13 protein-coding genes and 1 tRNA gene are annotated in these 13,600 nt (G+C 53.3%); 3 read left to right on the forward strand and 11 right to left on the reverse strand.

The window, feature by feature from the left end; translation table 11 throughout:
• Positions 1-56 precede the first annotated feature (56 nt).
• Both G462_RS0111020 and rnt read right to left on the reverse strand, forming a co-directional pair.
• Positions 57-1,427 (reverse strand): Na+/H+ antiporter family protein, encoded by a 1,371-nt coding sequence (locus tag G462_RS0111020; RefSeq protein ID WP_026959038.1) that lies wholly within the window; start codon positions 1,425-1,427, stop codon positions 57-59.
• A gap of 32 nt (positions 1,428-1,459) precedes the next feature.
• The gene (gene rnt / locus G462_RS0111025) at positions 1,460-2,104 is read right to left on the reverse strand and encodes a ribonuclease T (RefSeq protein WP_026959039.1); all 645 of its coding nucleotides are present in this window, start codon (positions 2,102-2,104) and stop codon (positions 1,460-1,462) included.
• Between the two features lie 119 nt (positions 2,105-2,223).
• On the opposite strand from rnt, the gene G462_RS0111030 reads away from it, so the two are divergent.
• Entirely contained in the window at positions 2,224-3,093 is an 870-nt protein-coding gene (locus G462_RS0111030; protein ID WP_026959040.1) for a flagellar protein MotY, read from the forward strand.
• Between the two features lie 36 nt (positions 3,094-3,129).
• Here the strand turns inward: G462_RS0111030 and nth are convergent, their stop codons facing one another.
• From nth to rsxA, 7 genes are read right to left on the reverse strand one after another with little or no spacing between them, the layout of a single operon-like run.
• Positions 3,130-3,765, reverse strand: a complete 636-nt coding sequence (gene nth, locus G462_RS0111035) for an endonuclease III (RefSeq protein ID WP_026959041.1) — start codon at positions 3,763-3,765, stop codon at positions 3,130-3,132.
• Positions 3,762-4,451, reverse strand: a complete 690-nt coding sequence (locus tag G462_RS0111040) for an electron transport complex subunit E (protein ID WP_026959042.1) — start codon at positions 4,449-4,451, stop codon at positions 3,762-3,764. Before G462_RS0111040 ends, nth begins: the two co-directional genes overlap by 4 nt.
• A gap of 2 nt (positions 4,452-4,453) precedes the next feature.
• On the reverse strand, positions 4,454-5,092 hold the full coding sequence (gene rsxG / locus G462_RS0111045; RefSeq protein ID WP_035477503.1) for an electron transport complex subunit RsxG: 639 nt from the start codon (positions 5,090-5,092) through the stop codon (positions 4,454-4,456).
• On the reverse strand, positions 5,085-6,149 hold the full coding sequence (rsxD, locus tag G462_RS0111050; protein WP_026959044.1) for an electron transport complex subunit RsxD: 1,065 nt from the start codon (positions 6,147-6,149) through the stop codon (positions 5,085-5,087). The genes rsxG and rsxD overlap by 8 nt, the downstream gene beginning before the upstream one ends.
• The gene (gene rsxC / locus G462_RS0111055) at positions 6,139-8,598 is read right to left on the reverse strand and encodes an electron transport complex subunit RsxC (protein ID WP_026959045.1); all 2,460 of its coding nucleotides are present in this window, start codon (positions 8,596-8,598) and stop codon (positions 6,139-6,141) included. The genes rsxD and rsxC overlap by 11 nt, the downstream gene beginning before the upstream one ends.
• The gene (gene rsxB / locus G462_RS0111060; protein WP_026959046.1) at positions 8,591-9,184 is read right to left on the reverse strand and encodes an electron transport complex subunit RsxB; all 594 of its coding nucleotides are present in this window, start codon (positions 9,182-9,184) and stop codon (positions 8,591-8,593) included. Before rsxB ends, rsxC begins: the two co-directional genes overlap by 8 nt.
• 5 nt (positions 9,185-9,189) lie before the next feature.
• Positions 9,190-9,768 (reverse strand): electron transport complex subunit RsxA, encoded by a 579-nt coding sequence (gene rsxA, locus G462_RS0111065; RefSeq protein WP_026959047.1) that lies wholly within the window; start codon positions 9,766-9,768, stop codon positions 9,190-9,192.
• A gap of 319 nt (positions 9,769-10,087) precedes the next feature.
• On the opposite strand from rsxA, the gene nrdD reads away from it, so the two are divergent.
• Both nrdD and nrdG read left to right on the forward strand, forming a co-directional pair.
• Complete coding sequence (nrdD, locus tag G462_RS0111070; protein ID WP_026959048.1) at positions 10,088-12,208, forward strand: anaerobic ribonucleoside-triphosphate reductase; 2,121 nt, start codon at positions 10,088-10,090, stop codon at positions 12,206-12,208.
• Complete coding sequence (gene nrdG, locus G462_RS22550) at positions 12,208-12,726, forward strand: anaerobic ribonucleoside-triphosphate reductase-activating protein (protein WP_051326690.1); 519 nt, start codon at positions 12,208-12,210, stop codon at positions 12,724-12,726. Before nrdD ends, nrdG begins: the two co-directional genes overlap by 1 nt.
• A gap of 91 nt (positions 12,727-12,817) precedes the next feature.
• Here nrdG and G462_RS0111080 read toward each other — a convergent pair whose 3' ends face one another.
• Together G462_RS0111080 and G462_RS0111085 are read right to left on the reverse strand one after the other, a co-directional pair.
• Positions 12,818-13,339, reverse strand: a complete 522-nt coding sequence (locus G462_RS0111080) for a M48 family metallopeptidase (RefSeq protein ID WP_035477504.1) — start codon at positions 13,337-13,339, stop codon at positions 12,818-12,820.
• Between the two features lie 181 nt (positions 13,340-13,520).
• Positions 13,521-13,597: transfer RNA gene (locus G462_RS0111085), tRNA-Asn, on the reverse strand.
• Positions 13,598-13,600: the final 3 nt, after the last annotated feature.

The raw sequence follows: 13,600 nt of genomic DNA on the forward strand, positions 1-13,600 counted from the left end.
GAATGAAAAACGGAGCAACAGCTCCGTTTTGTTTTTATTATCAGCGCGTTAATAGACTATAAAAGAATTGCCGCTAACCAGCCAGCAAATAGCAGTGGGAGGTTAAAAAACACAAATGTCGGGATCACAGTATCGTAGATATGATCGTGTTGTCCGTCGGCATTCAGACCAGCTGTAGGCCCTAGGGTGGAGTCAGATGCAGGCGACCCCGCGTCGCCAATCGCTGCGGCAGAGCCAATTAATGCGGCTGTTGCCAGTGGCGAAAAGCCAAGCGTCGCACACAGAGGGACATAAATCGTGGCGATAACCTGAATCGTAGAGAACGATGAGCCAATTCCCATCGTCACGAGTAAGCCGATCGCCATCATTGCTGCAGCAGCCAAGTACTTGTTGTTTCCAAGGATAGAGCTGGCACCTTCGACAAGATCGGGTACACCGCCGCTGGCCTTCATCACCTCTGCAAATCCTGCAGCCGCGATCATGATAAAGCCGATCAGCGACATCATCTTAGCGCCTTCAATAAACAGGTCTTGGCTCTGCTTGGGTTTGATGCCACAAGCGGTGGTAAGTGCGAGAAAGCCGAATAAGGCGCCCGCAATGATCGAGTCGGTTTTCAACTGAACAATCAACGCAAGCACGATGACAGCAAAGCTTAGTAACAGGCGTACTGAGTTAGGTTTTGCCTCAATGGAGGCTCGCTCGATTTCCGTCTGGCCAGCCTCGGCCTGAGCGGTGTAATTGCGCGGTCTGCGATAAAAGTAGGTAGCAGCTATAAGGCCCGCGAACATGCCCAGAGCGGGTAGAGTCATCGCTTTAGGTAGCTCACTGGCCGCGATTTCCAGGCCATTGCTTACAAGGTTCCCATGCAGCAATTGGTTGATGAAGATCCCACCAAAGCCAACCGGCAGCCACATATAGGTGGTTACCAAGCCAAAAGTTAAACAACAGGCAATCAGGCGACGGTCGATATTCAGGCGGTTAAAAACCCCCAGTAGAGGTGGAATCAAAATAGGAATGAAGGCGATATGCACCGGCACCAGGTTTTGAGAGGCAACCGCCATGGCGATGATTGCCAGCAAGATGGCACCTTTGACCATGCTTTGTTGGCTTTGTTGGCTTTGTTGGCTTTGTTGGCTTTGGTGGCTTTGGTGGTTGGCCCCAGTTACTTTCTTAACGATGGTTTGCGCCAGATAGTCGGTCAGGCCGCTTTGCGATATCGCCACCGCAAATGCGCCCAGTAGAGCGTAACTTAGGGCGATACTTGCCCCGCCACCAAGACCCGATTCGAACGCTGAAATCGTATCGGCGAGGCCCATTCCCGCGAACTGGCCGCCGACAATGGCACTCAACACCAGCGCGACCACGACATTGACACGAACCAAGCTGAGTACCAGCATCAGAATGACTGAAATCAGTACCGGGTTTATCCCTGACTCAGCCAGATATTGCGTGACCATGTTTACTCCTGTAATCCCATGGGCCAGCCGCCCAGTGCCTGCCATTGGTTGACGATGTGGCAGAACAGCTCGGCGGTTTTTTGGCTGTCGTACAGGGCCGAGTGTGCTTCGTTGTTGTCGAAGCTGATTTGTGCAGCCTCACAGGCTTTTGCCAGCACTGTTTGGCCTAACGCAACTGCACTGATACTGGTGGTATCAAAGCTCACAAACGGATGGAAGGGGTTGCGTTTAATTCCACTGCGCTCAACTGCCGCATTGAAAAAGCTCATATCAAAGGCTGCGTTATGCGCCACCATCACCGCCCGGTTGCAACCATGGGCCTTGAGCGCCTTGCGGATCGGCCTAAACATCTCTTTCAAGGCAAACTCTTCACCCACCGCACCGCGTAGCGGGTTGTAGGGATCAATACCAGTAAACTCAAGTGCCGCTTTCTCCAAGTTCGCCCCTTCGAAGGGCTCGATATGGAAATGGACGGTTTCGCTGGGCACCAGTTGGCCTGCGTCGTCGAAGGTTAGCAGGCACGCTGCTATCTCCAACATCGCGTCGGTTTTGGCGTTAAAGCCGGCGGTTTCAACGTCGATAACAACAGGGTAGTACCCGCGAAAACGGGAAGACATCAGTTCGCTTACTTGGTTGGTTTCACTCATAGTATTGAAGGCAGTGGAAAGAGGGGCGCATTATGGCAAAAGCCCGATTAAATGGCTATTTTCGGCTAAACATTTTGCCGACCACGCCGATAGCTAAAAGGTAATAAGAGGATCATCAGATGTTTCGAAGCCTACTTGCATCAAGTTTGCTTGCCAGCAGCATGGCAAACGCCGCTATTCAACAGTACTCAGCGAGCCTGGATGACTCAATTTGGGTCATGTCGCATGCCAGCCCGATCGAATGTCGAATCGACCACATTGTTCCGTCGTTTGGTGTGGCGAGCTTTGTGACCAAAGCGTCTAAAGATATCAATCTCGATTTCCATCTGAACGGTTATCGCCAGAACCCCAATACCCACAATGTGTCGTTGCGTAGTGTGCCACCGAGCTGGAAGCCAGGACGCAGTGTTAGTCGCATCGCCGATCTCGCGTTTTACAAACAGTTTGATGGCTACGTTAACGAGCAACACGCTTGGCAGATGATCAACGAGCTAGAGCGAGGCAATGAGCCGACCTTCTATTTTAGAGATTGGTACGGCAACGGGATCAACACCTCGGTATCGCTATCCACCATCAACTTTTCGCCGGTGCATAACGAGTTTCTGCAGTGTGTTAGTCGCCTACTGCCTTACTCATTTAGCGACATCGCCTTTACGGTGCTGACGTATCGTAGCAACAGCAACGAGCTAACTCGCCGCTCGCAGCACCGCCTGAATGCGATCCTTGAGTATGTGAAACACGATCCCGATATTCAATTGGTGTTATTGGATGCCTACACCGACGCTTACGGTAGCCGCTACAAAAACCAAACCCTGTCAGAGTCGCGTGCTAGCGTAGTGAAAGACTACTTTGTTCAAGCGGGCTTGGATGAGGATGCCATTGAGGTGACCGGTCACGGCGAGCGTCGCCATGTTGCGCCAAATAGCACCGCGTTGCAGCGGCAAACCAACCGTAGGGTGGTGATCTCACTGGGTAAAGAGTTGCTCTAGGTCCAGTCAGTAAATATCAGATGGAAAAAACGGAGCTTACAGCTCCGTTTTTTCTTTGAACTCGCATAAGTCTTCGATGATGCACGAGCCACAGCGTGGTTTGCGTGCCACACAGGTGTAGCGACCATGTAGGATGAGCCAATGGTGCACATCAACCTTGAACTCCTTCGGCACCACCTTAAGAAGCTTTTGCTCAACCAGGTCGACATTTTTGCCCATCGCAAACTTGGTGCGATTCGATACCCGATAAATGTGGGTATCTACGGCGATGGTTGGCCAACCAAAGGCGGTGTTTAGCACTACGTTAGCGGTCTTACGCCCAACCCCGGGCAGCGCTTCCAATGCCTCTCTCGACTCAGGGACCTCGCCGTCGTGCAGATCCACCAGCATTTGGCAGGTCTTAATCAGGTTCTCGGCTTTGGAGTTAAACAAACCAATGGTTTTGATATAGCCCTTTAGCTTTTCCACACCCAAATCTAAGATGGCTTGCGGAGTATTCGCGACCGGGTAGAGCTTATCAGTGGCCTTGTTGACCGATACATCGGTGGCCTGCGCCGATAGCAGCACTGCAGCGAGCAGCTCAAACGGCGTGGTGAAATTGAGCTCGGTTGTCGGGTGTGGGTTGTTATCTCGCAGTCGGGTCAAGATCTCGAGGCGTTTTTCTTTATTCATTCTGCTTCCTGCAAAGCGGGAGTGGTCTCAGGTTGTGGTTGTTGTTTGCGCTGGCTAGCGTAGTGATCGATGGCGTTCTTAAGGGCAATCAGGAAGCCCATCACCAAGAAGGCGCCAGGCGGCAACAGCGCAACCAGAAACGCTTCGTTAAACTCGAACACAACGATCTTCAGCGAGGCCGCCCAATCACCGAGCAGTAACTCCATCCCATCGAACAGCGTACCGGCGCCTAGTAGCTCGCGGATAGCACCAACGCTTAACAGTACCAGCGCAAAGCCAAGACCCATCATGAGTCCATCAAAGGCTGCAGATTTAACATCATTGCCGGCGGCAAAGGCCTCGGCGCGGCCAATGATAATGCAGTTGGTTACGATCAGCGCGATAAACAGGCCCAGGCTTTGATAGAGCTCGTAAGCGAGGGCGTTCATTAGTAGCTGCACACAGGTCACGAAGGTGGCAATCAGCATAATGAACACCGGGATACGGATCTCTTTAGGTACCCAGTTGCGGATCAGTGAAACGCTCACGTTGGACGCGATCAATACTGCAAGGGTGGCTAAGGCCAAGCCGAGCGCATTGGTCACGTTCGACGTGACTGCCAGCAGCGGACATAAGCCGAGAAGCTGGACCAACCCGGGGTTGTTCTTCCAAAGCCCTTGCCAGGCAATCTTTTTGTAATCAGTCATGGCTATTGCTCGCAGGGTTGCAGGTTAGCATCGTCCACAGAGGCGTGGGTTTGATGAAAGAGCTGGGTGTTGCGCACAGCTTTGACCACTGCTCGCGGCGTAATGGTGGCGCCAGTAAAACTATCGAACTGGCCACCGTCTTTCTTAACCGCCCAGCGGCTGTCTTCATCGCTGTTCAGCCGCTGACCGGCAAAGCTGTTGATCCAGTCGCTTTTACGCAGTTCGAGTTTGTCACCGAGTCCAGGCGTTTCGCTGTGTTGTAACACCCGAACGCCGGTCACGGTATCGTTGTCGTCGATGCCAACCAGTAGCAGTATGTCACCGTTGTAGCCATCCGGTGCGACCGTCTGATAAACCGTGGCAACCGCTTGGCTCTCTTTTTCAATCTGCCAGCTCGGTAATGCCTCTGCTGTGCCTAAAAACTGCTGGCTAATGTTGCTAAAGCAGTGAGCATCAAAGCCACCAAACACAATCTTCTCAGGAAGCACTTCCTGCATTTGTCGCTCAGTTTGCAGCTGCAATTGCTCAGCAATCAAGGGAGAAGTGAACCAGTTGACCGCCGATACCAAGGCGGTACACGCGGCAGCAAAGCAGGCTAACTTGAGCGCATTTTGTTGAATGGATTTACGCTGCTCAGTCATCGTCATGCTCCACGTTGTAGCCATATACCCGAGTTTTGGTGAAGTGGTCGATCATCGGCACGCACATATTGGCGAGCAGTACTGAGAACGCGACGGCATCGGGATAGCCGCCCCAGGTGCGTATAACATAGACGAACAGCGCAATGAGCGCGGCGAAGATCATTCGGCCGCGCGGCGAGGTCGCAGCACTTACCGGATCGGTGATGATGAAGAATGCGCCCAACATGGTCGCACCGGAGAGTAGGTGAAGTGACACAGGCGCCGCGTTAGTTAGCCCAAACAGTTGCCCCCAGATAGCGAGCACGATAAGGCTGACCAAGAATGCAACGGGCAGATGCCAGCGGATAACCTTGAGATAGAGTAGTGCACAGCCCCCAAGAAGATAGGCCAGGTTGATAACCTGCCAGCCATGTCCGGCGATTGCGCCAAACTGTGCGCCTTGCAAGATCTCCTCGGTCATCAATCCTTGGCTTAGCCCTGTTTTCACTGCGTCAAGTGGCGTTGCTAACGTATGGCCGTCGACACTGGCGATTTGCACTAGGCTAAAGCCATCGCGCGTAAAACCGGTGAAGATCAGACGCAAGCCATCGCTCAGCGACAGGCTCTCAGCAAGCAGTGATTGAGGCGGGATCCACGAGGTCATGGTCACCGGGAACGACACCAGCAACAGTACATAGGCAGCCATGGCGGGGTTAAACAGGTTGTTGCCCAAACCGCCATACAGTTGCTTTACCACCGCGATAGCAAATACCCCTCCGATAACGGCCGCCCACCAGGGTGCATAGGCCGGCAGTGCCAAACCTAGCAGCACGGCAGTAACCAGTGCGCTGTTATCGGCCAAGGCCGCCGCTGGGCTTCGGCCACGTAGTAGTTGAGTCGCCGTTTCAGTAGCCAACGCGGCACTGCTTGCCAGCAACACCTGAACTAGCGTACCGATGCCAAAGTAGTAACTCTGTGCAATAAAGCCGGGTAACAGGCACACCATCACCCAAAACATCAAGGTTTGGGTGCGCAGAGGTTTGCGAATAAAGGGAGAGCTGAGTAAGTTATTCGTCATTGTCGCTTTCCATGGAAGACGCGGCTTTTGCTGCTTGTTTTGCTTTAGCTGCGGCAATCGCTTTAGCTACTGCGGCGCTGCGTTTAGGAGGCGATGTTGCATCGGCTGGTTCTACGGGAGAATCACTCGAGGAAACAGAGCGCGCATCTTCACTGTGTTCGTTCTGTGTTTGTTGCTGTTGCTCTTGGGCCAACTTCTTCGCTTTTGCTCTGGCGATGGCGGCTGCAACTGCAGGGTTGGCTGATGACTTAGCTGGTTTAGCGTCAGCGTTTTCGCCCTGGGTTTGCTGCTCGGCTTGCGCTTTCTTGGCCTTAGCGCGCGCAATCGCCGCAGCTACTGCGGGATTGGCTGAAGATGCAGTTTTGGATGCGTCGTTTTCTGGCCGTTCAAGCTCAGGCTGTTCACTCTGGGATGCTTTTTTCGCTTTAGCACGGGCGACAGCAGCCGCTACTGCAGCGTCTTTCGCATTTGCAGATGGCTGTTCTGCGGCTTGCTTCTTCGCTTTGGCACGGGCGATTGCCGCCGCCACGGCAGGGTTACTAGACGTACTGCTTGGCTTCGCTGCTGTGCTATCAGGCTGTGATGCATCGGTTCGCTGTGCTTTCTTCGCCTTGGCACGAGCAATCGCTGCAGCGACCGCCGGATTAGCGGAGGTAGCCGGTTTACTGCCTTCTGCTTCCGCAGGTTGCTCACTGTTGCGCTTGGCTTTGGCTCTGGCAATCGCAGCTGCCACTGCCGGGTTGGCTGATTTAGCTGGGGCGCTTTGCTCGCCGTCGACTTCACGCTTGGCTTTCGCGCGCGCTAAGGCCGCAGCCACCGCAGGATTGGTAGTCTTGGCATCCTTCGCTGCACGAGCCTGAGCCTTGCGCGCTTTTCTGGCGGCGATAGCGGCACTGTTATCTGGCACCAGCTCGCCTTGCTCGTTTTCAATGGCTTTGATCTCGACCTGCTTGTTCTGCATGCGTTGCAAAGCAGCTTTAACCGGATCGTTACCTGCACCTTGGGCCTGTTGCAGGCGACGCTCAGCGGCTTGTTTTTGACGAGCCTTACGTTCGGCCTGTTCCTTCTCAAGGCGAAGCTTGCGTGCATCGAAGCGTTGTTTGGCGCGTTCTGCTTCTTGCGCCAGCAGATCTTCAGCGCGTACCTTCGCCTTAGTCTGGCGATAGTACTGTACCAGTGGGATCGCGCTAGGGCAGACGTAGGCGCAAGCACCACACTCAATGCAGTCCATCAGTTTATAACTGCGAGATTTCTCAAGGTCGTCGCCCTTGGCGTACCAATACAGCTGCTGAGGCAGCAGACCCATGGGGCAAGCTTGGGCGCATTCGCCACAACGAATACAAGCCTGCTCTTGGGCTTGCGCAGGGGTGTTGTTGACCAGAATACAGTTGGCTGTTTTAACGATCGGGCTGGCCAGATTGGGCAACATAAAGCCCATCATCGAGCCGCCCATAATCGCTTGGTGGTGAGTGCCCAGCTTTTGTTGTTCCAACAAGTGCGAGACCGGCGTACCGATGGCCACCCAATAGTTGCGGGGCTCACCCACATGATCACCCGCTAAGGTAACGATCCGCGAAATCAATGGTTCGCCATGATCGACGGCGCGTTGCACCGCATAAGCGGTTCCCACATTGTGTACCAAAATGCCCTGATCGATAGGCAACTGACCGGCCTTTAACTCGCGCCCAGTGAGTACCTGAACCAGTTGTTTTTCACCACCGGAAGGGTACTTAGTCGGAATCGCCCGTACAACGATGTTATCGCCCGCTGCCGCTTGTAGCGCTTTGATGGCCCCTGGTTTGTCATCTTCGACTGCGACAATGACTAGCTTGGGAGAGAGCGCTTTTTCCAGCAGCGAAACGCCACGTAGTAGAGGCTCAGCGTAGTTACGCATCAAACAGTCGTCTGATGAGATGTAGGGCTCGCATTCGGCGCCATTGATGATCAGCACGTTTAACGGCTTGTTTGGCGAAATTTTAAGTGCTGCCGGGAAGCCCGCACCGCCCATCCCGGAGATACCCGCTTGGTGGACCCGTTCACAGATAAGCTCAGGCGTGAGTTCAGCCTCAAGGAGCGGCGCCATAAAGGCATGTTCATTTTGAATACTGCTCGGCTCGATGACCACCGCCAACTCGCTGATACCGGAGGGGTGAGCCGACGGTCGCGCTTCGATAGCCACCACGGTGCCACAACAGGGGGCATGCACAGGCGGGCTTTGATAGAAGCGTGATTCAGTCAGCGCTTGACCGGTCTTCACGGTACTGCCCACCTCAACGCAGACCTTGGCCGGGCTGCCAATGTGTTGCTGCAGGGGCACCACCAATTGCTTCGCCAGCGTTAGAGTTTCCGGCTTGCCGCAATCGATATTATCTTTCTTGGTGGCGGGGTGAACGCCACCTTGATAACGCCACAGTTGGCCTTGTTTGATTTTATCTAGCCAGCTACGCATTATCGGCCTCCTCAAGCTTCGCCGATCCGCTGGCTACATCGATAACTGCGATGTCAATCTTGTTGAGCTGCCAGTCCCAGGTGCGCGAGGTCTGCGCAATCGGGCGCATCTCAATGCAATCGGTCGGGCAGGGCGCGACGCACAGTTCGCAACCGGTGCACTCCTTGGTAATGATGGTGTGCATCTGCTTGTTGGCACCTACAATGGCATCCACCGGACAGGCTTGAATACACTTGGTACAGCCGATACAGGCCTCTTCGTGGATAAACGCTACCGACTTAGGCTTTTCTTTCTCTTGAGCCGATGCATCTAGCTCGGGTACCTCGACACCGAGTAAATCGGCGAGCTTCTCTACGGTTTCCTGGCCGCCTGGTGGGCACTTGTTAATGGCCTCACCTTTAGCGATGGCTTCGGCGTAGGGGCGACAGCCGGGATGGCCACATTGACCGCATTGGGTCTGTGGCAGCAGTTGCTCTACTTGATCGGCGATGGGATCGCCTTCTACACGATAACGAATAGCGGCAAACCCGAGGATCCCCCCGAAGATGGCAGCTAGCACGGTTAGCGCAATAATTGCTTCTATCATCTTTACTACTTAATCAAACCGCTAAAACCAACAAAGGCCAAAGACATCAAGCCGGCGGTAATCATCGCGATGGCTGCGCCTCGAAACGGAAGTGGAACGTCGGCGGCGACCAAACGCTCGCGCATCGCTGAGAACAGCACCAGCACCAGCGAAAAACCAAGCGCTGCGCCAAATCCGTAGATAACCGACTGAAAAAAGTTGTGCCCTTCATTAACGTTAAGCAGTGCAACCCCAAGAACTGCACAGTTAGTGGTAATCAACGGCAGGTATATGCCGAGTACGCGGTGAAGGGTAGGACTGGTTTTCTGCACGAACATCTCGGTAAACTGAACCACTACCGCGATCACCAAAATAAAACTCATGGTGCGCAAGTAGCCCAGATTAAGTGGAAGTAGCAGGTAAGTCTCAATCAGGTACGAGCTAAGCGAGGCTAGGGTCAACACAAAGGTGGTGGCCAGCGCCATGCCAATGGCAGACTCTACCTTGCCTGATACACCCATAAATGGGCACAAGCCAAGAAACTTTACTAACACAAAGTTGTTGACCAACACCGTGGCTATCAACAACAGCAAATACTCTGTCATGCGGAAAAATCGAGGTTAAAATTCAGCATATTATCCTTGTTTGTGAGCGGCTTAACAACCTTGCTTTTGCAGGGGCATTCTCGACATAAATTAAGTTGATTAGTTATTGGTCGATCACACTCTTTCTCCCGCCAATCTGCAGCAAACTTGATCGTGATCAATTCATTTAGAGATCGCTTATATCAGCCATAGCCACCACATCTAGTGGTTATTAGAATATACAAACACAATATATGGTCATCGCCGTCAATATTGGCCCTAGAGCCAGTACTGGCGCGTGTTTACGTGCTGTACCCAACACCACCGGAGAATAAAAAACGTGAAACCCGTCGTGATAAAGCGAGATGGAAGCCGAGTCCCTTATGATGCAAAACGCATTGTAGAAGCTGTGATTAAAGCGGCCAAAGCGGTAGGTGCCAGCGACGACTTACTGTCGTTGCGTGTCGCTCAGATCGTCACTGAACAGTTTATGCACCGTGAAGAGGTGGATATCAACGAGATCCAAGGTGCGGTAGAAAACCACCTGATGGACAGTGACCACAAATCATTGGCGCGCGCGTACATTGAGTACCGCCACGATCGCGACGTAGCACGTGAACACCGTAGCTCATTGAGCAAAGAGATCCGCGGTTTGGTTGAACAAAGCAATGCTGCTTTGTTGAACGAGAACGCTAACAAAGACAGCAAAGTGATCCCGACTCAACGTGACCTGCTGGCGGGTATCGTGGCGAAACACTACGCCAAGAGCCACTTGCTGCCACGAGACGTGGTAACCGCCCACGAGCGCGGTGAGATCCACTTCCACGACCTGGATTACGCACCGTTCTTCCCGATGTTCAACTGTATGTTGATCGACCTTGAAGGCATGCTCACCGGCGGCTTCAAGATGGGTAACGCCGAAATCGACACGCCGAAGTCTATCTCGACTGCCACTGCGGTAACCGCGCAGATCATCGCGCAGGTGGCTTCGCATATCTACGGCGGCACCACCATTAACCGCATCGACGAGATCCTTGCGCCATACGTGGTAAAAAGCTTTAACAAGCATCTATCGGTAGCGCAGGAGTGGGAGATTGCCGATCCGCATGCCTACGCCAAGCAGCGCACTGAGAAAGAGTGCCATGACGCATTCCAGTCGCTGGAGTACGAAGTCAACACCTTGCACACCGCCAACGGCCAAACCCCGTTTGTCACTTTTGGTTTCGGTCTGGGCGAGTCGTGGGAAGCCAAGCTTATCCAACGCTCTATTCTAGAGAACCGTATTTCCGGTTTGGGCAAAAACGCCAAGACCGCAGTATTCCCGAAACTGGTATTCGCCATCAAAGACGGCGTAAACCATAAAGCGGCCGATCCAAACTACGATATCAAGCAGTTGGCGCTAGAGTGCTCAAGCAAGCGTATGTACCCAGATATCCTGAACTACGACAAAGTAGTTGAGGTGACTGGTTCGTTCAAGACGCCAATGGGCTGCCGTAGCTTCCTGGGCACCTACGAAGAAGAAGGTCAACTGATCCACGAAGGTCGTAACAACCTGGGTGTGGTTAGCCTTAACCTGCCACGGATTGCGATTGAAGCGCAGCACGACGAAACCCGCTTCTTCGAAATCCTAGAGAAGCGTTTGGTTATCGCTAAGCGCGCGCTGGATTCTCGCATCGAGCGTTTGAAAGGCGTAAAAGCCCGCGTTGCTCCAATCCTTTACATGGAAGGCGCGTGTGGTGTGCGCTTGAAAGCCGACGACGAGATTAACGAGATCTTCAAAAACGGCCGCGCCTCTATCTCGCTGGGCTACATCGGTCTGCATGAAACGGTGAACGCGCTATACGGCGATGAGACCCACGTTTACGACTCAGAAGCTCTGCGCGAAAAAGCGGTGACCATCGTTGAGAAGCTTAAGCAAACCACTGAAGCGTGGAAAGAGGAAAGTGGCTATGGCTTCAGCCTGTACGCTACGCCAAGTGAAAACTTGTGTAACCGCTTCTGCTCCATCGATACCAAGAAGTTTGGTGTGATCAACGGTGTGACCGACAAAGGTTACTACACCAACAGCTTCCACCTCGACGTTGAGAAGAAGGTTACCCCTTACGATAAGATCGACTTCGAGATGCCATACCCATCGCTCTCAAGCGGCGGCTTTATCTGCTACGGCGAATACCCGAACATGCAGCACAACGTCGAAGCGCTGGAAGACGTATGGGATTACAGCTACAGCCGCGTGCCTTACTACGGCACCAACACCCCGATCGATGAGTGTTACAGCTGTGAGTACACCGGCGAGTTCGAGTGCACCAGCAAAGGCTTTGTCTGCCCAAGTTGCGGTAACAGCGACCCTAGCAAGGTGTCAGTAACCCGCCGCGTGTGTGGTTACCTGGGTAGCCCAGATGCGCGTCCGTTCAACTACGGCAAGCAAGAAGAAGTTAAACGTCGAGTGAAACACCTCTAATGAACTACCACAAGTACCACAGCGTTGATGTCGTTAACGGCCCGGGTACCCGCTGCACCCTGTTTGTATCAGGGTGCGAGCACCAGTGCCGCGGTTGTTATAACAAAAGCACCTGGCGCTGCGATTCAGGATTTGAGTTCGATGGCAAGCTCGAGCAACAGATCATCGATGATCTCAATGATCAGCGAATTCGCAAGCGCGGCTTAACCCTGAGTGGCGGGGATCCGCTGCACCCAGCAAACGTCGCTGCGGTGCTGCGTCTGGCAAAGCGTGTTAAGCAAGAGTGTGCGGGCAAGGATATCTGGCTTTGGACCGGTTATACCCTGGCGGAGCTATCTGATGAGCAACGCGCGGTACTTGAGTATGTTGATGTGATGATCGACGGTAAGTTTGAACAAGAGCTGGCCGATGCAAAACTCAAATGGCGTGGCAGCAGCAACCAAAATGTTCTGCATGCGCCGTTCGATAAACCTGAGCAAGCACCACAGCCTGGTTTAATCGACGTGGTGGCTATGTAGTTAGCCGCATGAATACTTCAAAAGGCGCCTAGTATGGCGCCTTTTTTGTGTTTGTAGTTCGGTAGGTTTCGCTGAAAAGCGGGTAGAGCGGTTAAGTGCCCGCCGCTCCGTAAAGCGGGCCATTTGCCTCCAACTCGATAAGATACAGGCGGGTATCAAGTTCTCGCTGGTGATAGTCGGGCTGCATATGCTGGCAAAGCTGATAAAAGGCCTTGTCGTGGTTGGCTTCTTTAAGGTGGGCGAGTTCATGCACCAGAATCATCTCTAGCATCCCTAAGGGTGCATCTTTGAACAGGCGACTTATGCAGATCTCATTCTTACTCTTGAGCTTGTTGCCCTGCACCCGAGAAACCCGCGTGTGGGTGCCGAGGGCATGCTTAACCACGTGAATGTTGGGGTCGTAAGCCACCTTCGATAGGGGCGCAGCGCGTTTCATATAGCGCCGTTTGTATTGCTCAACCAGATCGCGCAACGCACTATCTGAGCGAACATCGTGGGGCGTCGGGTAACGCGACGTTAGATAGTGGCCCAGCGTACCTTGAGCAAGCATTTGCTCAACCTGAGTGTGGATCTGTTGTGGGTAATGGGCGATGTACTTGAGATGATCGGACATAAGGATCGATAAAACCGAATGTATGGCGCGCTACTGTTTCAAAACTGGATTCAATGTAACGGTATTGGGATCTACTGTCACTAGCGCAAGGGTAAGCATCCAAAAGCCAAACTGGAGATAGGCGAGTGGGGGATATGCGTGTAGTGGGAGCGAGATGGAACTATGAGGGATAACTAAGAAGTGGCTCCCCAGGTTGGAGTTGAACCAACGACACATGGATTAACAGTCCACCGCTCTAACCAACTGAGCTACTGGGGAATC

Origin of the sequence: Aliagarivorans taiwanensis DSM 22990, assembly GCF_000429505.1 — a bacterium.
Classification (GTDB): domain Bacteria; phylum Pseudomonadota; class Gammaproteobacteria; order Enterobacterales; family Celerinatantimonadaceae; genus Aliagarivorans; species Aliagarivorans taiwanensis.

Excerpts from the sequence above, each read along its gene's own strand:
- rnt (WP_026959039.1), bottom strand. The coding sequence starts at position 2,104 with ATGAGTGAAACCAACCAAGTAAGCGAACTGATGTCTTCCCGTTTTCGC.
- G462_RS0111030 (WP_026959040.1), top strand. The coding sequence starts at position 2,224 with ATGTTTCGAAGCCTACTTGCATCAAGTTTGCTTGCCAGCAGCATGGCA.
- nth (WP_026959041.1), bottom strand. The coding sequence starts at position 3,765 with ATGAATAAAGAAAAACGCCTCGAGATCTTGACCCGACTGCGAGATAAC.
- G462_RS0111040 (WP_026959042.1), bottom strand. The coding sequence starts at position 4,451 with ATGACTGATTACAAAAAGATTGCCTGGCAAGGGCTTTGGAAGAACAAC.
- rsxG (WP_035477503.1), bottom strand. The coding sequence starts at position 5,092 with ATGACTGAGCAGCGTAAATCCATTCAACAAAATGCGCTCAAGTTAGCC.
- rsxD (WP_026959044.1), bottom strand. The coding sequence starts at position 6,149 with ATGACGAATAACTTACTCAGCTCTCCCTTTATTCGCAAACCTCTGCGC.
- rsxC (WP_026959045.1), bottom strand. The coding sequence starts at position 8,598 with ATGCGTAGCTGGCTAGATAAAATCAAACAAGGCCAACTGTGGCGTTAT.
- rsxB (WP_026959046.1), bottom strand. The coding sequence starts at position 9,184 with ATGATAGAAGCAATTATTGCGCTAACCGTGCTAGCTGCCATCTTCGGG.
- rsxA (WP_026959047.1), bottom strand. The coding sequence starts at position 9,768 with ATGACAGAGTATTTGCTGTTGTTGATAGCCACGGTGTTGGTCAACAAC.
- nrdG (WP_051326690.1), top strand. The coding sequence starts at position 12,208 with ATGAACTACCACAAGTACCACAGCGTTGATGTCGTTAACGGCCCGGGT.
- G462_RS0111080 (WP_035477504.1), bottom strand. The coding sequence starts at position 13,339 with ATGTCCGATCATCTCAAGTACATCGCCCATTACCCACAACAGATCCAC.